14 protein-coding genes are annotated in these 20,884 nt (G+C 69.3%); 6 read left to right on the forward strand and 8 right to left on the reverse strand.

What is annotated here, in order from left to right; genetic code table 11:
* Positions 1–25: 25 nt before the first annotated feature.
* Positions 26–1,600, forward strand: a complete 1,575-nt coding sequence (locus AB0H36_RS42715; protein ID WP_360536901.1) for a right-handed parallel beta-helix repeat-containing protein — start codon at positions 26–28, stop codon at positions 1,598–1,600.
* On the opposite strand, the gene AB0H36_RS42720 is transcribed toward AB0H36_RS42715, so the two are convergent.
* From AB0H36_RS42720 to AB0H36_RS42745, 6 genes are all read right to left on the reverse strand, one after another.
* Entirely contained in the window at positions 1,575–2,957 is a 1,383-nt protein-coding gene (locus AB0H36_RS42720) for a mannitol dehydrogenase family protein (RefSeq protein WP_360536903.1), read from the reverse strand. The two genes, AB0H36_RS42715 and AB0H36_RS42720, sit on opposite strands and share 26 nt — an antisense overlap.
* A 13-nt stretch (positions 2,958–2,970) precedes the next feature.
* Positions 2,971–3,810 (reverse strand): ABC transporter permease subunit, encoded by an 840-nt coding sequence (locus AB0H36_RS42725; RefSeq protein ID WP_360536905.1) that lies wholly within the window; start codon positions 3,808–3,810, stop codon positions 2,971–2,973.
* Entirely contained in the window at positions 3,807–4,691 is an 885-nt protein-coding gene (locus tag AB0H36_RS42730; RefSeq protein WP_360536907.1) for a sugar ABC transporter permease, read from the reverse strand. The genes AB0H36_RS42725 and AB0H36_RS42730 overlap by 4 nt, the downstream gene beginning before the upstream one ends.
* A 76-nt stretch (positions 4,692–4,767) precedes the next feature.
* Entirely contained in the window at positions 4,768–5,814 is a 1,047-nt protein-coding gene (locus AB0H36_RS42735; protein ID WP_360536909.1) for an ABC transporter ATP-binding protein, read from the reverse strand.
* Complete coding sequence (locus AB0H36_RS42740; RefSeq protein WP_360536911.1) at positions 5,811–7,025, reverse strand: extracellular solute-binding protein; 1,215 nt, start codon at positions 7,023–7,025, stop codon at positions 5,811–5,813. Before AB0H36_RS42740 ends, AB0H36_RS42735 begins: the two co-directional genes overlap by 4 nt.
* A gap of 60 nt (positions 7,026–7,085) precedes the next feature.
* On the reverse strand, positions 7,086–8,081 hold the full coding sequence (locus AB0H36_RS42745; protein WP_360536913.1) for a LacI family DNA-binding transcriptional regulator: 996 nt from the start codon (positions 8,079–8,081) through the stop codon (positions 7,086–7,088).
* Positions 8,082–8,260: 179 nt separating this feature from the next.
* Between AB0H36_RS42745 and uxaC the strand changes: the two genes are divergently transcribed.
* Positions 8,261–9,667 carry a glucuronate isomerase gene (gene uxaC, locus AB0H36_RS42750; protein WP_360536915.1) on the forward strand — a complete coding sequence of 469 codons (1,407 nt, stop codon included), beginning with the start codon at positions 8,261–8,263 and terminating at the stop codon, positions 9,665–9,667.
* Between the two features lie 70 nt (positions 9,668–9,737).
* Positions 9,738–11,264 (forward strand): right-handed parallel beta-helix repeat-containing protein, encoded by a 1,527-nt coding sequence (locus tag AB0H36_RS42755; protein ID WP_360536917.1) that lies wholly within the window; start codon positions 9,738–9,740, stop codon positions 11,262–11,264.
* Positions 11,265–11,355: 91 nt separating this feature from the next.
* Here AB0H36_RS42755 and AB0H36_RS42760 read toward each other — a convergent pair whose 3' ends face one another.
* Entirely contained in the window at positions 11,356–12,681 is a 1,326-nt protein-coding gene (locus AB0H36_RS42760; protein WP_360536919.1) for a hypothetical protein, read from the reverse strand.
* 2 nt (positions 12,682–12,683) lie between these two features.
* Positions 12,684–14,309, reverse strand: coding sequence for a Wzz/FepE/Etk N-terminal domain-containing protein (locus tag AB0H36_RS42765; RefSeq protein ID WP_360536921.1), 1,626 nt, complete (start codon positions 14,307–14,309; stop codon positions 12,684–12,686).
* A gap of 177 nt (positions 14,310–14,486) precedes the next feature.
* Here AB0H36_RS42765 and AB0H36_RS42770 point away from each other — a divergent pair, with 177 nt between their 5' ends.
* The 3 genes from AB0H36_RS42770 to AB0H36_RS42780 all read left to right on the forward strand — a co-directional run bounded on the left by AB0H36_RS42770 (position 14,487) and on the right by AB0H36_RS42780 (position 19,987).
* Complete coding sequence (locus AB0H36_RS42770) at positions 14,487–16,700, forward strand: LamG-like jellyroll fold domain-containing protein (RefSeq protein ID WP_360536923.1); 2,214 nt, start codon at positions 14,487–14,489, stop codon at positions 16,698–16,700.
* 150 nt (positions 16,701–16,850) lie between these two features.
* On the forward strand, positions 16,851–18,371 hold the full coding sequence (locus tag AB0H36_RS42775) for a fibronectin type III domain-containing protein (protein ID WP_360536925.1): 1,521 nt from the start codon (positions 16,851–16,853) through the stop codon (positions 18,369–18,371).
* Positions 18,372–18,490: 119 nt separating this feature from the next.
* Entirely contained in the window at positions 18,491–19,987 is a 1,497-nt protein-coding gene (locus AB0H36_RS42780; RefSeq protein WP_360536927.1) for a fibronectin type III domain-containing protein, read from the forward strand.
* Positions 19,988–20,884: the final 897 nt, after the last annotated feature.

The following is a 20,884-nucleotide window of genomic DNA, read 5'->3' on the forward strand; positions in this document are numbered from 1 at the left end:
CACCTGTGCCCCCGGAGGCTCCGCAATGAAGGCATCAAGCGCCGTTCTCGCGATCGTTGCAGCAGGCACCTTCACGGTCGCCGCCACGGTCCTGCCCGCGAGCAGCTCCCCCATCCTGGACGACGACCAGCCGGACCTGGTCTCCGGCCTCCTCCCGGACGACGAGCCGACGCAACCTGCCCCGCCCACGCCCTCGGCCCTGCCCGCCGGCCCGTCCCAGGCGCCCACCTGCGCCGGTGTCACGATCAAGCCCGGCCAGGACGCGGCCAGGCTCGTCGACGAAGCGCCGAACGGTACGACGTTCTGTTTCGCCGCCGGCCTGCACCGGATCACGCAGACCATCCGCCCGAAGGCCGACCAGGTGCTCGCCAGCGACCAAGGCGCCGTACTGACCGGGTCGGTCCGGCTGACCAGGTGGACCGCGTCGAACGGCGACTGGGTGACCACTGGTGTGCTCCCGCCCGCGTACGGGCAGACCGGGCAGTGCGAGGACAACGTGGCGAACATCTGCTACCTGCGTGAGCAGGTCTTCCTGGACGGCAAGCACCTGACCCGGGTGGCCGTTCGGGACAAGGTTGCCCCGGGCACCTTCTACGCCGACTACGCGGCGAACGCGGTGTACGTGGGCGACAACCCGGCCGGGCGTCAGGTGGAGATGTCGAGGACCGAGCGGGCGATCCAGTCCAGCGCGGGCACCGTGACCGTGCGCGGCCTGACCATCGAGCACTTCGCCACGCCCCCGCAGGGAGGTGCGATCCAGCTCGGGCTGGGCTGGAAGGTGTACGCCAACGACATCCGCTGGAACCACGCGGTCGGCGCGATGCTGGTGAACGCCGACGGCGCCGTACTGGAGAAGAACCTGATCCACCACAACGGCCAGCTCGGCATCGGGCAGTACAGCACGCTGCGCGGCACGATCGCGAACAACGAGGTGAGCTACAACAACACCGACGGGTTCTGGATCGCCGACTGGGAGTCCGGCGGGATCAAGACCACCTGGTCCAACGGCGGCTGGGTGACCGGCAACCTGATCAAGGCGAACCGCGGAGTCGGCCTGTGGAGTGACGCGTACGACGACGGCCGCACGTTCAACGGGAACCAGATCGTCGACAACGCGGCCGACGGGATCCGCTACGAGATCGGCCGCAACGGCGTGATCGAGGACAACGTGATCACCGGCAACGGCCTCGGCACCGGGCGCGGGTCCGGCACCTCGCTGTGGGACGGCGGCGGCATCAACGTCAACACCTCCTCGAACGTCCAGGTCCGCGACAACGTGGTCGCGAACAACGTGAACGGCATCTCGATCCAGTCCCGTACTCGCGGCTCCGGCCCGTGGGGGCTGAACGTGCTCCGCGACATCGTTGTCTCCGGCAACCAGGTGACCATGAAGGGCGGCACCACCGCGACCGGCATGGTGCAGAACTCCGGCGCGGTGATCCCGACCGGCGAGGTCACGCTGAAGGCCAACACCTACATCCTGGACAGCCTGACCGCCGAGCGGTTCCAGAAGACCGGCCAGTGGTTCACGGCGGCCGAGTGGCGGCAGACCGGCCAGGACGCAGGCAGCACCTTCAGGGTCGGGAAAGTAGTGCGCTGACGTGCTCGACCAGCAGGTCCCGGAAGACCGGTGAGTCGCGCAGCTCCGGCGTGAACACGGACTCCACGCCCAGCAACGCGTCGACCACGGCGGCCGGCTCGGACTTGCCTGCCAACGCCGCCTTCAGCCGGTCGGCCTGCGGGTCGTCCACGGTCGGGGTCTTCAGGACGTAGACCATCCAGGCTGCGACGGCGAGCGAGATCACCCGTGGCTCGGCGCCGGCGGCCAGGCGGTCGCGGACCGTGCCGAGCATCCGGACCGGCAGCTTGACCGACCCGTCCATGGCGACCTGCGTCGTCCGGTGCTTCAGCGCCGGATTCGCGAACCGCTCGAGGACGGTGGCGCCGTACGACGTCAGGTCCAGGCCGTCGGGCGGCGTCAGGGTCGGTACGACGTCCTCGGTCATCAGCGCCCGTGCGAAGCCGGAGAGCTCGTCGTCGCGGACCGCCTCGGCAATCGTCTCGTAGCCGCGGAGGGCGCCGAGGTAGGCGAGCATCGAGTGGGTCGCGTTGAGCATCCGGAGCTTGGCCTGCTCCCACGGCGCGACGTCCTGGGTGAGGACCGCTCCCCCGAGCTCCCAGGCCGGGCGGTCGCCGGCGAAGTCGTCCTCGATCACCCACTGCAGGAACGGCTCCGCGACCACGACGGCCTCGTCGCGGACGCCGAGCAGCCGGGCGGCCTCGTCCCGGTCCGCGTCGGTCGTCGCCGGCACGATCCGGTCCACCATGCTGGCCGGGAACCGGGTCGCCTCGAACAACTCCGGTACCTTGCCGAGCGCCTCGAAGTACTCCTGCACGAGCTTGCGCAGGAACGGGCCGTTGGCGACCAGGTTGTCGCAGGACACGATCGTCAGCGGCTCGACCCGGCGGGCGATCCCGGCGGCCAACTGGCCGACGACTGTCCGCGGCGGCCGGCCGGTCAGGTCGGCCTGGATCTCCGGATCGTTCAGGTCGAGCCCGGACCCGGCGGCCCGGTAGCCCTTCTCGGTGACCGTCAGCGTCACCACGGACACCGCCGGATCCGCGATCCGCGCGACCACGGCCTCCGGGTCCTCGGGCGCGGTCAGCACCTCGCGGATGCTGCCGATCACCTGGACCGACGGATCACCGAGACCGCGCTCGAGGACGGCGTACAGACCGTCCTGGGGTGCGAGCTGGTCGCGGACGTTCGCCGAGCGCTGGCTCACCCCGGCGATCCCCCACCGGGTGTCCCCACTGGCCACGGCGGCCCGCTCGGTGACCACCGCCTGGTGCGCGCGGTGGAACGCGCCCAGCCCGAGGTGGACGACGCCGACCGACAGTTGCCGCGGATCGACCGCGGGGGCGACGGGAAGGTTGGTGAGACTCAGCCTGCTCAAGCGACGTACTCCTTCATTCCGATGGTTCTTCCTTCACACGGGCCACCAACTGGGTGGGGTTCACGAAGCGCAGTGCCACCACCAGCAGTACCAGCATCATCGCCGTGTAGATGACGGCCATCGCGTCGACCGACTGCTGGGCACGGATCCCGGCCGCCGACATCGAGTAGTAGAGCGCCACCACCAGGGTCTGCGAGTCCGGCCCGGCGGTCAGGAAGGTCAGCTCGAACATGCCGACCGTCCGCACCAGCACCAGGATCGCCGACGCCAGCAGGCCCGGGACGAGCAGTGGCGCGAGGATCTTCAGGAAGATCGCCCGGGTGTTCGCGCCGAGCATCCGGGCCGCGCTCTCGATCCGCGGGTCCACCTGCTCGATGAACGGCGTCATCGTCAGGATCACGAACGGCACCGACGGCACCAGGTTGGCCAGCACCACGCCGGACAGGTGCCCGGCGAACCCGAACTTGTAGAGCACCGTCGCCAGCGGGATGCCGTAGGTGATCGGCGGCATCAGGATCGGCAGCAGGAAGGTCAGATACACCAGCCGCTTCCCCGGGAAGCTCTGCCGGGCCAGCACGTACGCCGCGGGCGCTCCGACGAGAACCGACAGTACGACGACCAGCCCCGACGCCAGCAGGGTCACCGAGATGACCTGCAACAGGCCGAACTCGCGCCACGCGTCGCCGTACCACTGGCTGGTGAAACCGTCCGGGATCCAGGTGTCGAACCAGCGCCTGCCGAACGAGCTGACCAGCACCGACCCGACCACGCCGGCCAGGTTGACGAAGAAGAAGATGACCGCGGCCCAGATGAACCACGCGGTCGGTGTCGCCCTGATCGCCCGGGTGCTCATCCCTTGCCTCCCGTCGATCCGGTGTAGAACCGCGACCGCCAGAGCAGCACGATCACCACGACCACGAGCTCGACCGCGCCCATGATCATCGCGATCGCCGACGCGTAGGCGTAGTCGTACTGCTCGTACGCTGCCTGGTACGCGGCCAGCGAGATCACCCGGGTCGAGCCGGCCGGGTTACCGACCAGCACCGCCGACGGGAAGACCGAGAACGCGAGCACGAAGGTCAGCAGGAACGTCGTGGCCAGCCCCGGCGCCAGCAGCGGCAGCGTGATCCGCCGGAACCGCTGCGACCGGGACGCGCCGAGGGTCGCGGCCGCCCGCTCCAGGGTCGGGTCGATCCCGCTCAGGTACGACAGCACCAGCAGGAACGCGAACGGGAACCCGGTGATGATCAGCGAGAAGAACACACCCCAGTAGTTGTTCGTCAGCCGGATCGGGTCGTCGACGAGGTGCAACGACGTCAGCACCCGGTTGAACCAGCCCGTCGGGCCGAGGTAGTTCAGCAACCCCTGCGCCGTCAGCACGGTCCCGAGCGTGATCGGTACGACGAGCAGCGTCGTGAGCAGCCGCTTCCCGCGGAACCTCCCCCGCATCCGGAACGCGATCGGCACGGCGGCCAGCACGTTCAGCAAGGCCGCGGGCAGCGCGATCTTCAGCGTGGTCATGATGGTGTCGCGCTGGTAGGCGTCGCCGAAGAACTTCTGGTAGTTGGCGAGCACGCCGCCGCCGTTCAGCGGCTGGAACGACAGGCTCAGCCCGTAGAGGAACGGGTACACGAACAGCAGCAGCACGAAGATCGTGGCCGGCAGCAACAACCAGAGCTTGCGGTCGACGCCGCGCTCGGCCAGCCGGTGCTGCCAGCTCGTGGTCGCGCTCATGCCTCTACCTCGCTAGCGCTCGGCTCCGGCATGAGCGCGATTGCGGCTGTGCCCTTTGTTCGCTCGCTACGCTCGCTCATGATGGGTAGACCAGGAGTCGGCCGGGTGTGACGGTGAGGGCCACCTGGTCACCCGTGTCGACCTTGCGTTCGGTGCGGACGTGCAGCCGGACGCCGTCGTCCAGCACCACCTCCAAGGCACGCTCACGGCCTTGGTACTCGACCACTTCGACGAGTCCTTTCACGCCTTCGTCGCCGAGCTTCACGTCTTCCGGTCGCACGGCCGCGATCACCTCGTCCCCGGCTGCGACCGTCGCCTGGGCCGCGCCGGTGACCGGTGTGCCGCCGAGCTCGATCGCAGCGCCGGCGCCGGTCACGTCCTTGACCTTCACGGTCAGCAGGTTGCGGTAGCCCATGAAGTCGGCGACGTGCCAGCTGGACGGCTTGGTGTGGACCTCCTCGGGGGTGCCGATCTGCTTCACCCGGCCGGCGCGCATGACGACCAGGCGGTCGGCCATGCTGAGCGCCTCCTCCTGGTCGTGCGTGACGTACACCGTGGTCAGGCCGAGCGACTGGTGCAGGCGGCGGATCTCGGTGCGCATCTCCAGCCGCAGCTTGGCGTCCAGGTTGCTGAGCGGCTCGTCCATCAGCACCAGCGACGGCTCGAGCACGGTCGCCCGGGCGATCGCGACCCGCTGCTGCTGACCGCCGGACAACTGGCCGGGCAGCTTCGAGGCGTGCTCCTCGAGCCGGACCATCTCGATCGCCGCGGCCGTGCGGCGCCGTACGGCGTCCTTGGGCAGGCGCTGCATCCGCAGGCCGAACGCGATGTTGTCGCGGACGGTCAGGTGCGGGAAGAGCGCGTAGTTCTGGAAGACCATGCCGAAGCCGCGCTTCTCCGGCGGCAGCGTGTCGATCCGCTTCTCGTCCTGCCAGATGCTGCCGGTGGTGAGCGGCAGCAGGCCGGCCAGGCAGTTCAGCGCGGTCGACTTGCCGCAGCCGGACGGACCGAGCAGGGCGATGAACTCGCCCCGCTCGATCGTCAGATCCAGTCCGGCGAGGGCATCCGCCGTACCGAACCGGCGGCCGACCCCGTCCAGCCGCAGCCGGTCGAATCCACTCACGACTTCTTCACCTTGCTGCCGCCGACCTCGCGGTCCCACTTGTCGAAGGCCGCGACCAGGCTCTTGGCGTCCAGCGGCACCTCGGTCGGGTGGTCGGCGATGAGCTTGTCGTACTCCGGCCGGCCGAACTCGGAGATCGCGTCCTGGCTGTCCTGCGGCGCCTGCGACAGCTCGACACCCTTGATCGCCGGACCGGGGTAGAAGTAGCCCTTGTCGTAGGCCTTCGCCTGCTGCTCCGGGGTGAGCATGAAGTTCAGCAGCTGCAGGATCGCGGCCTGCTTGTCGGTCGAGACACCCTTCGGTACGACGGCGTAGTGCGCGTCGGTGACCCAGTGGAAACCTTCCAGGGTGCCGATCGCGGCTTCCTTCGGCACGGTCCCGAGCACTCGCGGGTTGATGTCCCAGCCCGTCGTACTGGCGATGATGTTGGCCGAGCCGTTGGCCAGTGCCTTCATCGTGTCCGCGGTGCCGGACGGGTAGAAGTCGACGTACTGGTTGAGCTCCTTGAGGTAGGCCCAGGTCTTGTCCCAGCCGTTGACCGGGTCCTTCGGGTCCTTGTCGCCGAGGATGTACGGCAAGCCCATCAGGAACGTGCGGCCGGGACCGGAGTTGGACGGGCGCGCATACATGACCTTGCCCTTGTTGGCCTTCGCGTAGGCGAGCAGGTCCGCGGCGGTCTTCGGCGGCGACGGGACCTTGGCCGGCAGGTACTCCAGCAGCGGGCCGGACGGGTAGTAGGTGACGGTGACGCCGCTGTTGCCGGCCAGCTCCTGCATCTTCTGCGCGGGCGGGAGGTAGTCCTTCATGCCGGCGACGCGGTCGGCGTACTTGGGCAGCAGGTCCGTCCACAGGCCCTGGTCGCGACCTGCGGCCAGGCCGTCGACGCCGGTCAGGACGAGGTCGATGTCGACGCGGTTCGCGTTCTGCTGGGCCTTGATCTTGCCGGCCAGCTCCGGCGCGGGCGCCTTGGAGTAGGTGACCTTCGAGATCACGTCGGAGTGCTGCTGGACGAAGTCGTCGATCATGCCCTGGGTCAGCTGCAGGTTGCCGGCCACGTCGAGGATGTTCAGCGTCACCGCCTTCGCCGGCTTGTCCGGGACGTCGCCGGTGCTCTCGCCGGCCGGCTGGTTGGTGGTAGGTGCGCCGCAGGCGGCCAGTACGGCGATGGCGCTGACGGCGGCGAGTTTGCTCATCCTCCGCTGAATGGGCATCGGCGGTGTCTCCTCTGGATCAAGGGCGGTCCCGGCACGGGGCCGGGATTGATCGTCGGATCAGGCGTGTGGTGCTGGACCGCTGGACTCCCGGACGATGAGCTCGCCGTGCAGCGTCCCGCGGGTGCCGACGGCGCTGTCGGGGTCCGGGTCGTCGAGGACCGCGAGCAGCAGCTCGACCGCGATCCGGCCGGCCTCCTGCTTCGGCAGCCGGACCGTGGTCAGGGACGGCCTGGCCATCCGGGACATGGCGATGTCGTCGATGCCGACCACGCTGAGGTCGCCGGGCACCGAGATCCCACGGGCGTGCAACCGGGCCAGCAGCCCGATCGCGACCAGGTCGTTGTAGGCGACCACCGCGGTGGCGCCGGTGGCGACGGCCTGGTCGGCCGCCGCGATGCCGCCCTCGTACGTCGGGGCGAAGCTGCCGACCCTGGCCAGCTCGGCGCCGTGGGCGTAGAGGGCGTTGCTCAGGCCGATGCTGCGGTGCTGCGTCGACCACGAGGTGACCGGTCCGCCGACCCAGGCGATCCGGCGGTGGCCGAGCGCAACCAGGTGCGCGACGGCCTGCTGCATGCCGCCCTCGTTGTCGTAAATGACACCGGGCACACCCTCGGCCGTGCGGTTGACCAGTACGACGTTCGTCTCCTGGGCGATCGCGGACAGGTCGGCATCACCCGCACGGGGTGAGCACAGGATCAGCCCGTCGACCTGCTTGGCCAGCGCCCGGACCAGACCGACCTCGGCCGCTGCGTCCTCGTCGGTGTCCGCGACGAAGACGGCCACGTCGTACCGCCGGGCGCGGGCCTGGACGCCCTTGGCGACGCTGGCGAAGAACGGGTTGGCAAGGTCCGGCACGACCAGGCCGATGTTGCCGGTCCGGCCGGTGATCAGCCCACGGGCGGCCCGGTTCGGCTGGTAGCCGAGCTGCTCAACCGCGGCCGTGACCCGGGCCCGGGTGGCGGCGTTGACCATCTCCGGCATCGACAGCGCACGGGACACGGTGGACGGCGACACACCCGCCAGCCGCGCGACGTCACGGATCGTCGCAGGCATGGTCACCTCCTCCCGGGGTCAGGCCTGAGTCTGCAATCGGTTTCAGCAGCATGTCAAGGTTTCGTTGACGGACTTTTGCAGCGCTTCGGATTCGCCTTGTGGACAAGGACTTGTGTCAGGTCGGTGGCGACTGCAATCCTTTGCAGCATCCGTTGCAGCCGACCCCTCCCGGAGGACCCATGCCGAAGGCACTGCAGCCTCATCCGGACCGCGCACTGCCCGCCGGCGAGGCACGTGACATCGCCCGGCGGATCCACGCGTCGACGAAGGACCTGCCGCTGCTCTGCCTGCACGGGCACGTCGACATCTCGCTGTTCGCCACCGACGCGCCGTTCGGCAACCCGGCCGAGCTCCTGGTCGTCCCGGACCACTACGTCACCCGGATGCTGATCTCGCAGGGCATCTCCCCCGAGCGGCTCGGCCTGCCCCGCCGCGACGGCGCCCCGGCCGCGGACCCGCGGGAGATCTGGCGCGAGTTCTGCGCGAACTGGCACCTCTTCCTGGCCACCCCGAGCCGGTACTGGCTGGAGCACGAGTTCGCCGAGGTCCTCGGCGTCACCACGCACCCGTCGGCCGAGACCGCCGACGAGCTGTACGACCAGATCTCCGCGCGGCTCGCCGAGCCCGACTTCCGGCCGCGGGCGCTGCTCGACCGGTTCGCGATCGAGCTGATCTCCACGACCGACGCCGCCACCGACGACCTGGCCGAGCACGCGAAGCTCGCTGCGGACCTGCCCGGCCGGGTGATCCCGACCTTCCGGCCGGATGCCGTCGTACACCTGGACCGGCCGGACTGGCGTGACCTGATCGAGCAGCTCGGCGCGCTGGCCGACGTCGACACCTCGACGTACGGGGGTTATCTGCAGGCGATCCGTCAGCGTCGGCAGGCGTTCGTGGAGGCGGGTGCGCGGGCGACCGACCACGGGCACCTGAGCGCGGCCGCGATTCCGCTGTCGGACGACGAGGCGTCGCGGATCTACGCTGCCGCGTTGAAGGGTGAGGTCTCGGCGGTGGACGCGAGTGCGTTCGCCGGGCACATGCTGTACCAGTCGGCGGTGATGTCGGCCGAGGACGGGCTGGTGATGCAGCTGCACCCGGGCGTGCTGCGGGACCACGATCCGGCGATCCACTCGACGTACGGCCCGGACAAGGGGCACGACATCCCGGTGGCGGCCGAGTTCACCCGGTCGTTGCAGCCGCTGCTCGAGCGGTTCGGGCACTCGCCGAACTTCGGGATGGTGCTGTTCACGGTCGACGAGACGGTGTACTCGCGGGAGCTGGCGCCGCTGGCCGGTGTGTACTCCGCGGTGCGGCTCGGGGCGCCGTGGTGGTTCCTCGACAGCCCGGACGGGATGCGGCGGTTCCGCGAGCTCGTCACCGAGACCGCCGGGTTCTACAACACGTCCGGCTTCGTCGACGACACGCGGGCCTTCCTGTCGATCCCCGCGCGGCACGACCTCGCGCGCCGCATCGACGCCGGGTACCTGGCCAACCTGGTCGTCCAGCACCGCTTGGATGAGGACGACGCCTTCCGGGTCGCCCAGGACCTCGCCTACAACCTCGCGCGAGACACCTACCTCGGCTGACGTGCGTCGCCCCTCCTGCCGGTAGTCTCCAGCAGATCTGTTGGCCGGGGGCAGCTGTGAAGGAACGTGGATGAGGCGTCGTGCTGTCACGGCCGGTGGTGCCGTGCTGCTGTTGTTGCTGGCCGGCTGCTCGGACGACGCGGGCGCACCATCGCCGACGACCTCAGCCGCGACGCCGACCGTGACAGTGCCGACCGCTCCCCCGGCTGCGGCCGCCGCGGCGCTCGGTCCGACCGGCCCTGGTACGGCGATGCCCTGCCGGGGTACTGCGATTCCGGTCGGAGCCGATCCGCAGCAGGTCATCGACGGGCAGCCTTCCGGGACGACGTTCTGCTTCGCCAAGGGCGTGCATCGGATCAGCCGGGCGATCCGGCCGCGGACCGGCGACACGTTGGGTGGCGGCGCTGGCGTCGTACTAACCGGATCTGTGCAGCTGGACGGGTGGAAGCGGGACGGCGACCGGTGGGTGGTGCGTGGGGTGCTGCCGGCGCCGTACGAGCTCAAAGGACAGTGCGAGGACAACAAGACCAAGCCGTGCCAGCGCGGTGAGCAGGTGTTTGTCGACGGCAAGCACCTGACCCGGGTGATGAGTCTGGACGAGCTGAAGCCGGGAACGTTCTACGGCGACTACTCGAGCAACGCCGTGTACGTCGCCGAGGATCCGGACGGCCGGGTGGTCGAGATGTCGCGGACGCCGACCGCGATCGAGAAGTCGGCGAGGAACGTGACGGTCAGCGGGCTGACCATCGAGCACTTCGCCAGCCGGCCGCAAGGTGGCGCGCTGCAGGTCGGCCCGGGCTGGAAGGTCACCGCGAACGAGGTCCGCTGGAACCACGCGGTCGGGATCATGGTGATCGAGGGCGACCGGGCCGAGCTGAGCGGGAACACGGTCGCCGACAACGGCCAGCTCGGGATCGGGCAGTACAAGTCGGCCGGGGTCCGGATCACCAGGAACCTGGTCACCCGGAACAACACCGACGGGTTCTGGATCGCCGACTGGGAGTCCGGCGGGATCAAGTCCACCCGGTCCTCGGGTGAGGTGTCCGGGAACGACATCGTGGCCAACCGCGGCATCGGGATGTGGAGCGACATCGCCGAGTACGACCGGCGGATCACCGGCAACCGGATCCGGGCCAACGCCGCGGACGGGATCCGGTACGAGATCAGCTACCAGGCGGTGATCGACCAGAACGTGGTCGAGGGCAACGGCTTCGGCACCGGCCGCGGGTCCGGCGGGAGCCTGTGGGACGGCGGCGGGATCAACGTGAACACCTCGGCCGGCGTGCAGGTCAGCGGCAACCTGGTGAAGAGCAACCGCAACGGCATCTCGATCCAGTCCCGCACCCGCGGCGACGGCCCGCGCGGCACCTACGTCCTGGCCGACGTCGTCATCGAAGGCAACCTGGTCGTGATGGACAACGCCACCGCCAGCACCGGCGTCGTCGAGAACAAGCGCTCCCCCACCAAACCCGGCGCCGTCACTTTCCGCCGCAACAGCTACCAGCTCACCGGCAACCGCTTCGCCTACCAAGGCAAAACCATGACCTGGCCCGAATGGCAAGAAGCCGGCTTCGACCAGGACTCCGTCACCACCTGACCAGACCGGCTACGCTGCGGCTCGAACAGCCTGTGCGAGCGGGTCCCGCCGACGCTGACGGGTAAGTGGACAGCCGAGGACGTGACCGCCGTCAGCCGATTCCCGTGGTGATGCTGGCTCGGGCGATCGAGCCTGCTTGTCGCTGAGCGGCGGCCGCCTGTCTGGCTCGGTGGCGGATTCGGTCGGCGTCGCAGACGGCGGCGGCGACCAGGAGGTGGAGGGTCATCGAGCTGAGGTCGGACAGGCCGCTTTCGTTGAGGGAGGCGGCGGTGATGTAGCCGAGCAGAAGGGCGCCGCAGGCTTTCACGTACGGCGTGGGCGCGCGCAGGACCGCCACCCAGGCGACGATCAGCGCGATGGCGACGATCGTGACCGCGGCCAGGCCGGTCTCCCAGTAGAGGCCGAGCCAGCTGTTGTCGATCGCCATCACGTCGATGTCGCCCTCACCGCGCCGCAGCAGCACCCGCTTGTTGCCGAGGCCGTGACCGATGATCGCCGTCTGCAGCGACACCTTCTCGTCCAGCACTGCCTGCCAGCTGGTGGTCCGGCCACTGAGTGAGCTGATCTGCCGCGTCCCCTGCCCGCGCAGCAGCCAGGTATGCAGTGACCCGATCGTCAGGAACGCGATCCCGACCAGCGCCGGCACCGCGAGGCTCACGAACCGACCGAACCACGTCTTTCTTGTCAGGATCAGCGCGAGCACAAGCCCGAACGCGATCGCCGCCGCCGAGGTCCGGGTCCGGCTCGCCGCGACCAGGACGACGCCCATCCCGATCAGTCCGGCGGCCGGCACGAACGAGAGCTTCTTGCAGATGAACCCGATCAGCGCGAGCCCGAGCAGGATCGCCCCGACCTCGCCGACCCGCGGCGGCAGCATCGGGATGATGACACCCTGCAGGCGGTACCCGGTCCCGAGCGAGCTCAACGGCCGCCAGGCCTGGCTCGGTGCGTACGCCAGACTCAGCACGACCGTTGAAGCAAGCAACAGGTGCGCCCACAGATGGGCCCGGATCAACCGCTCCGGGACCTGCACGAGCGGCCGCCACAGCAGGAAGACCAGCACCAGCCCGATCAGGAACCGGGCCAGCCGCATCAACGGCCCGGTCGGCTCGGCCAGCAGGAACGCGGTCGCGGTCGCGAACATCACGTACAGCACGTACAGACTGCTGGTCGGATTGACCCGCGTCCGGAACCCCGGCTTGGTCGCCGCCAGCGCGATCAGGAAGATCGCTCCCAGCAGCAGCCCCTTCATCAGGCTGTTCGTCGAGCCGGTCGTGCCCTGCGGAGCGGCCACTCGCGACGACCACGGCTGGACGCCGAGCACGAACAGGCACCACAGCATCAGCCAGAACCAGGCCGGCTTCTGGACCTCGTCAACGGTCCCCGGCACCGGCCGAGCCAGCTGGTACGTCGACACGGTCAGCGGATCGGTGGAGCGGCCGACTCGACCGGCTTGAAGTTCAGCGGGATACCCAGCGTCTCGTCATGCGCCGAGGCGCCGATCAGTACGACGCCCAGCACCGGAGCCCCAGCGAACTGCAGAGCGCCGGTCAGCCGGGCGACATCCATCTCCTTGTCATGACCGACCTGCACCACCAGCACCGACGCGTCGACCGCGGCGGCCAGCGGCGTGATGCCGTGCCGTCCGACCGCGGCCGGACCGTGGATGACCACGGAGTACCCGGGCGGTAGGTCCGCGACGATGCCCGGCACCAGCGACGGCCCGACAGCCTCGGCCGTCTCCTCGTGGTTCAGGCCCGGCGGCAGCACGTAGAGGTCGGCGACCGTGCCCGGACGGAACAGTTTCCGCGCCCGGATCGCGCGGGTCGCGGCCGGCTCGTGCACCAGGTCGGTGAGCCCCTCGTGCCCGGTCACGTGCGGGAGAACCGGCGTACCTTCGACGTCGGCCAGGATCAGCAGGGTTTCGCGACCGTCCCGCGCGTTCGCCTCGGCCATCGCGAGCGCGATCCCGGCCGAGTTCGGCGTCGGTGAGGCGGAGACGACAAGCAGCGCACCGGGACCGCCGCCGGCAAAGGCGCGCGGGTTCAGCTCGCGGCGGGCGAGCGCGCCGCTCGCCTCGGCCCCGAGCGCGGTGATCTCGTACTGCGGTAGCTCGGGAGCTTCCCGGTGCCACAACCGGCGCCGGTTGCCCTCGGACGCCGCGATCACCGGCGAGCTCGCCGCGCGGGCCGCTTGGTCACGAGTCAGGATGTACGGCGTCAGGTGCGACCGCAGCAGCGCCAGGCCGAAGCCGAGCACCAGGCCGAGAATGCCGCCGACCAACACGTCCCGCGCAACCATCGGCGACGCGGTCGCGGTGTCCGTGGTGGCCGGAGTGACCAGCTCGCTGCCGGCGCCGACTGCGGTCAGCGCCTTGAGCATCGCGGCCGCGTCGTCGGCCGCCTGGCGGGCCTCGGTCGCCAGCCCGACGCGCTGGTCGCGGAGCGCGGCCGCGGTCTGCGAGTCGCCTCGCTGGACGGCTTCGTCGATCTGGCTGACCAGGCTCCGGGACTGCTGGGTGGCGGTCTTCGATCGGTCCTGCGCCTGGCTGGCCAGCGTGGTCAGCAGGGACTTGGCCTCGTCGTTGCGCTGCTTGAGGTAGATGGCCGCGATGGCGTTGGCGCGCCGTACCGCCTCGGAGGAGGTCGGGCCGTCCGTGGTGACGAGGTACGCGTTGTCGGTGACCGCCTTGACCCGGGTGACCGCGGCCAGGTCCTGGACGGTCCGGTCGGTGGTCGGCAGCCCGAGCGACTTGGCGACGCTGCGCAGCAGGGTCGGGCTGGCCATCACCCGGGCCTGGGTCTCGGCCGGCAGGTCCATGCCGAGCGGGCCGGTCTTGTCCGCGCTGCTGGGCAGCTTCCCGACCAAGGCGGGCGGTACGGCGGGGCCGATGACCAACTGGCTGGACGCGGTCCAGCGCTCGGTCTGGGACAACGCGAACACCGAGGCGCCGACGAGTCCGAGCAGGATGCAGCCGATGATCAGCCACTTCTGCCGCAGCAGTGACTGCGCGGTCTCCCGCCAGACCACGGTGCCCGGTTCCATCCGTACCCCATTCCCTTCGAGCCAGCGACCCAGGATATAGGCAGACCCGGGCCGTGGGCGCGGGGTGGCCAAACCATCTCTGTCTGTGGCCTACTCTCTTCTCGGGGATCTCCGGGGGCAGTCCGGAGAGTCGAGTGCGGCGCGGCGATCGCGCCTGTCCGAGGGGGACACCGCAGCATGAAGAAGAGATGGCTGTTCGCGCGTCTGGGGGTCGTGGGCGCTCTCATCGCCGGGTCGCTGGTGCTGGTGCTGGCACCGCCCGCGCAGAGTATCGAGGCCTCGTTGTCGGCGGCCGAGAGCCCGACCTGGCAGACCAACGCGAGCGTGCAGGGGATCGCTGTCGCGGACGGCAAGGTGTACGCCGGGGGCCGGTTCACCAGCGTCCGTCCGCCGGGCGCCGCAGCCGGGACGAACGAGGTCGCGCAGGCCTACCTGGCCGCCTTCGACGAGACCACCGGTGACCTGGTCACGGCGTTCACCCCGGTTCTCAACGGCCAGGTGTACGCGGTGGCCGCCAGCGCGGACGGCTCGCGGATCTTCATCGGCGGTGACTTCACCACCGTCAACGGCGTCACCCGGAACCGGATCGCCGCCTTCGACACTGCCACCGGCGCGCTGGTGACGAACTGGAAGCCCTCGGTCTCCTACCGGGTGAAGACCATCTCGGTTGCCGGCGGCACCGTCTACTTCGGCGGCTCGTTCGGCCTGGTCAACAACATCGAGCGGCTCCGGCTGGCCGCGGTCACCGCGGACGCCGGCACCTTGTTGCCGTGGGCCCCGGCCGTGAACGGCGACGTGTACGCCGTGGACGTCGCCGACGACGGCTCCAAGGTGTACGCGGGCGGCCAGTTCAGCACGGTCAACGGCACGAACCAGAACACCGTGTCGAGCCTGGACCCGCTGTCCGGCGGCGTCCTGCCGTTCCCCGGCGCGTCCGCCGTACCGCCGCCGAACGGCTCCTGCACCACCCGGGTCAAGGCGATCGACACCAGCGGCGACACCGTGTACTTCGGCAACGGCGGGGACGGCGGCGGGTGCTTCGACGGCACCTGGGCGGTCGACATCGCCACCAACACGCTGAAGTGGAAGAACCAGTGCCTGGGCGCCACCGAGACGGTCAAGGTCGTCAACGGCTGGCTCTACAAGGGCTCGCACGCGCACGACTGCGTGAACCAGGGCGCCGGCGGCTTCCCGCAGGGCTTCGGCTACCGCTTCCTGCTGACCCAGAACCTGTCCGACGGCACGCTCGGCCCCTGGTTCCCGAACACGAACGCCGGACCGCCCACCGAGGTCGGCCCTCTCGCCTTCGCGTCCGGCGGCAACGACCTCTGGGTCGGCGGCGACTTCACCACCACGAACGGCGTCGGCCAGCAGGGCCTGACCCGGTTCACCAACGCGGCCCCGGGTGCCGCGCCTGCCAAGCCGGCCAAGCTGCTCCCGTACAGCGTCCAGCCGGGAGTGGTGCAGATCCACTTCCCGACCGTGGTCGACAACGACGACAGCACGCTGACATACCGGCTGCTGAAGGGGTTCAGCAACACCACGATCGACACCGTGACCGCCAAGTCGACCCCGTGGGACCGGCCGTGGCTGCACTTCACCGACACCTCGTCGGCACCGGGCGAGGTGACGAACTACCGCGTCGAGGTGACCGACGGCAGTACGACGATCCGCGGCAACTACTCCGACCCGGTCACGGTCGCCTCGGCGCCTGCGACGTCGTACGACCAGATCATCAACGCCGACGGCCCGCAGGCGTACTGGCGGCTGGGCGAGCCGGCCGGTGCGACGGCCTCGGTCGACTCCTCGGGTCAGAGCAACAACGGCACGTACACCGGGGTGACGCTGGGCACCGCCGGGGCGATCGCGGGCAACACGGCGATGACGACGAGCTCGAGCGGCGGCCGGATGGCCGGCGAGAAGGCGTACAGCATGCCGCAGCAGTTCACCGTCGAGGCCTGGGTCAGGCAGAGCGGGTTCAACCGCGGCGGCCGGATCATCGGCTTCGGCAACTCCAAGACCACCAGCAGCGGTGGCGGCGGGGACCGGATGCTGTACATGCGCACGAACGGCTCGATCGTGTTCGGCGTCAACGACGGCTCGCAGCGCACGCTGACCAGCACGTCGGGCAAGAACGACGGCCTGTGGCACCACGTGGTCGGCACCTTCGACAACGGCGCCATGAAGCTCTACGTCGACGGCGCGTTGGCCGGCAGCGCGAGCGTCGGCCAGGCGTCGCTGTACTACGGCTGGTGGCGGGTGGGGTACGACAACACCAACAGCTGGCCGGGTGGCGGGGCGCCCCAGACCGGCATGGGGATCGACGAGGCAGCGGTCTACCCGTACGCGCTCAGCGCGGTTCAGGTACAGGACCACTTCGCCGCTCGATGAACGCAGAGTCTGGGAACTGCAGCACAAAGTCATAACGCGGGCGTGAGGTCGGCTTCCGGTCGACCTCACGCAGCGCTAAGGTCCGCTGGGTGCGTGCAGTGAGGCACGCACCGCCCCACGACTGACCCCCGCCCAGTCCAAAGGACATTGATGAAGAAGTATGTGTTCGCCCTTGTCACCGCAGCGGCCGTCGTCGCCGCCGCGCTGATCCCCTCCGGACCGCCGGTGGAGGCGGCGACTCCGGGCTTCGCTTCGGCCGTCTCGGCCATCAAGCAGACCTCGTGGCAGACCAACAACAGCGTCAACGCGCTGGCGATCAGCGGCAACACGGTGTTCGCCGGCGGTCTGTTCACCAAGATCCGGCAACCAGGCAAGCCGGCCGGCCAGGGGGAGGCCACCCGCACCTACATTGCCGCCTTCAACCGCACCACCGGGGCGCCGACGGCGTTCGCGCCCAAGCTGAACGGCCCGGTCTACAGCATCGCCACCAGCCCGGACGGCAACTGGGTGGTGATCGGTGGCGACTTCACCACCGTGAACGGGATCAAGCGCAGCAAGATCGCGATGTTCTCGGTCGTCACCGGCAAGCTGGTCGCGGCCTGGGACCCGGTGGTCTCGGCCCGGGTCAAGGCGCTGGCCATCTTCGGCAACAGCGTGTTCATCGGCGGCTCGTTCGGCCGGATCGACGGCGCCGTCCGCAGCCGGCTCGGCGCGGTCCGGCTGATCCAGGGCGACCTGCTGCCGTGGAACCCGGTCGCCAACGGCGACGTGTACGCGATCGACCTGTCCGACAACGGCACCCGGGTGTTCGTCGGCGGCCCGTTCAGCACCATCAACGGCAAGGACCACTACTCGCTGGCGATGACGAACAACACCACGGGCGCGGCGTACTCGTTCCCGGCCGCGGCGGCGATCCCGAAGCCGACCGCGACCTGCACCACCCGGGTGAAGGACATCGACACCCTCGGCGACAACGTGTACGTGTCCAACGGCGGTGACGGCGGCGGCTGCTACGACGGCGTGCTCGCCGCCCAGGTCAGCACCGGCAAGCTGCTGTGGAAGAACAACTGTCTGGGCGCGACCGAGGCGATCAAGGCGATCGGCAACTGGGTCTACAAGGGCTCGCACGCGCACAACTGCAGCGACAGCGGCGCGTTCCCGGACGGCACCGGGACGCACTACCTGCTGGTCGAGAGCGCCATCAACGGCAAGATCGGCCCGTGGTTCCCGAACACCGACGCGAACCAGAGCAGCACGACCAAAGTCGGCCCGCTGGCGATGGCCGGGACCAGCACCGACCTGTGGGTCGGCGGCGACTTCCTGCACGTCAACAACAAGATCCAGCAGGGACTGACCCGGTTCACCAACACGCCGGGTGGCGCGGCTCCCGCCGTACCGAAGGCGCCGATCCTGATCCCGTCCTCGGACAAGGTGCAGGTGAAGTTCAGCGACGTGTACGACCTGGACAACATCTCGTTGACCTACAACGTGTTCCGCGGGACGACCAACATCGGGTCGTTCAAGTACATGTCGTACTACTGGGAGGCGCGGAAGGCCTACACGGTGGCCGACACCGGGGTGAAGCGCGGCCAGACGTACACGTACCACATCGAGGTGCACGACGGGCGCAACATCATGAAGGGCCCGTCGGTCAGCGTGAAGGTGCCGTAGTAAAGCCGGCCGTCGTACCGGTCCAGAGGGGTCTGCCTGATCGGGCAGACCCCTCTTGCTATAGACGGGCAGGGGGTTGCCGGTCGTACATTGGTTGTCTGGGGCAAGGGGGACTTCTCATGGGGAGAGTCATTGCTGTGCTGGGGGCGGCCGGTCTCGCGTTGAGCGCCGTACCCCTCCAACCCGCGACCGGGACCGGCGCCTCGCTGACCGCGGTCGCGAACTCGGCCTGGCAGACCGACGCCAGTGTGCTCGGGCTGGCCGTTGCCAAGGGCAAGGCGTACGTCGGTGGCCGGTTCACCAAGGTCCGTCCGCCGGGCGCGGCGGCAGGGACCAGCCAGACCACGCGGACCTACCTGGCCGCGTTCAACCAGACCACCGGTGCGCTCGACACCACGTTCAACCACACGCTGAACGGCGTCGTCTGGTCGATCGTGGCTGCGCCGGACGGCTCCCGGGTGTACGTCGGCGGCGACTTCACCCGCGTGGACGGCCAGGTGCGGAACCGGATCGCGGCCTTCGACACGGCGACCGGGGCACTGGTCTCGACCATCAAACCGAGCGTCTCCTACCGGGTGAAGGCACTCGCCGTCGGCGGGTCCAGCCTGTACTTCGGCGGCTCGTTCGGCCTGGTGAACGGCGTCACCCGGAACCGCGTGGCCGCGATCAGCACAGTCAACGGCAGCCTGCTGCCGTGGAACCCGAACGCCGACGCGGACGTGTACGCGATCGACGCAGCCGACGACAACTCCAAGGTGTATCTGGGCGGCACGTTCGCGAAGATCGGCGGGGTCAACCGCTGGGCGGTTGCCAGCGTCAACAACTCCACCGGCGCGCTGCTCCCGTTCGCTGCGGCATCCGCCGTACCGCTGCCGTCCAGTGGCTGCACGTCGCGGGTCAAGGACATCGAGACTGCCGGCAACCGGGTGTACTTCGCCAACGCCGGCGACGGCGGCGGCTGCTTCGACGGAACATGGGCCGCGGACGTCGCCACCGGCAACCTGGTCTGGAAGAACAACTGCCTGGGCGCCACCGAGGCGGTCACCTACGTCAACGGCTGGCTGTTCAAGGGCTCGCACGCACACAGCTGCCCAGGCGGGTTCCAGGACGGCACCGGCGCCCACTTCCTCCTCCTGCAAAACCCAGCCACCGGCTCACTCGGCCCTTGGTTCCCGAACACCAACGCCGGCCCGCCAACCGAGGTCGGCCCACTCGTCTCCGCCACCGGCGGCGCAGACCTCTGGGTCGGCGGCGACTTCACCAAGGTCAACGGCGTCGGCCAACAAGGCCTCACCCGCTTCACCAACCTGGGCCCAGGCGCCAAACCCCTAGGCCCAGCCCTGCCGACCCTGTCCAGCACGACACCCGGCCAGGTGAAGGCCACCGTCCAAACGTCCCTGGACAACGACGACATCAAACTCACCTACCGCCTCCTCCGCGGCGCCACCAACACCGTAGTAGCCACCACCACCGCCAACTCCACCTTCTGGAGCCGCCCCACCATCACCCTCACCGACACCACAGCCCCCTCCGGCACCACCCAGCTCTACCGAATAGAAGTAACCGACAACCAAAACCCCGTACGCGGCGGCCACGCCACCATCACCGTCCGCTAACCCGGCCTCTCGGCCGCCGAGTTCCGTCCGCACTGACGGGTCTGTGCGCACAGCCGGGTTGCAGCACGCCAACGACGACACAACCCGCCAACCACCGCTGCCAACAGAGCCGCCCCACATCTGGCCGGTCTTGCCCCCCTGACCCAGCTCCCCCGGCTGACCCAGCTCGCCCAGCTTCCCCGGCTTCCCCGGCGAATGGCCGGTCTCGCCCGGCATGCCCAGCTGACCCAGCTCGGCAAACCGACCCAGCCCGCCCGGCTGATCCAACTCCACCCGACTTACCCGGCTGACCCAGCTCGGCCGGTTCGCCCGGCTCCCCGGTTTGCCCGGCATATGGCCAGTTTCGTCCGCATCCCGGGACCCCGGTGGAATCACCTGGGGGCTTGCACAGGAACTGGGGACCTAGGACAGGCTGTGTGATGTCCGAGGTCCCCGGAGGGTGTTCAAGCCCACGGCTATCAGCCGAACCCGACCAGCATGCGGACAAATCCGACCACCCACCGAACCATCAACTCAAGGACCTGAAGCCACGGAGTTCGAGCGCCGCCGACACACGGCAGGCCCGCGGCGTGATCAGCCCGACGATGTGTTGACGACCTCCGCCTCGGTTCGGTTCATCCGACCCCAACCTCCGGATGCACCGCCGGCAAACACCGTCCGATCCGACCCCGATCTCCGGACGCGCCACCGACACAACACCGACACAACACGCCCCACTCGAACCCAATCTCATGATCCAGATCCCCCGGATCCACACCGGCAGACCAAGTCCACCCCGGCACGCGACCACTCCGGTGAGCTGCTCCGGAACAGCTGCGTCCTTCCCTGGTCGTGGTGGTGTGTGTCAAGGGTCGAAGATCCGCGCAGCGGACGCCGAAGGCGCCCTTGACACACACC

This window comes from Kribbella sp. NPDC050820, assembly GCF_040653975.1.
Classification (GTDB): domain Bacteria; phylum Actinomycetota; class Actinomycetes; order Propionibacteriales; family Kribbellaceae; genus Kribbella.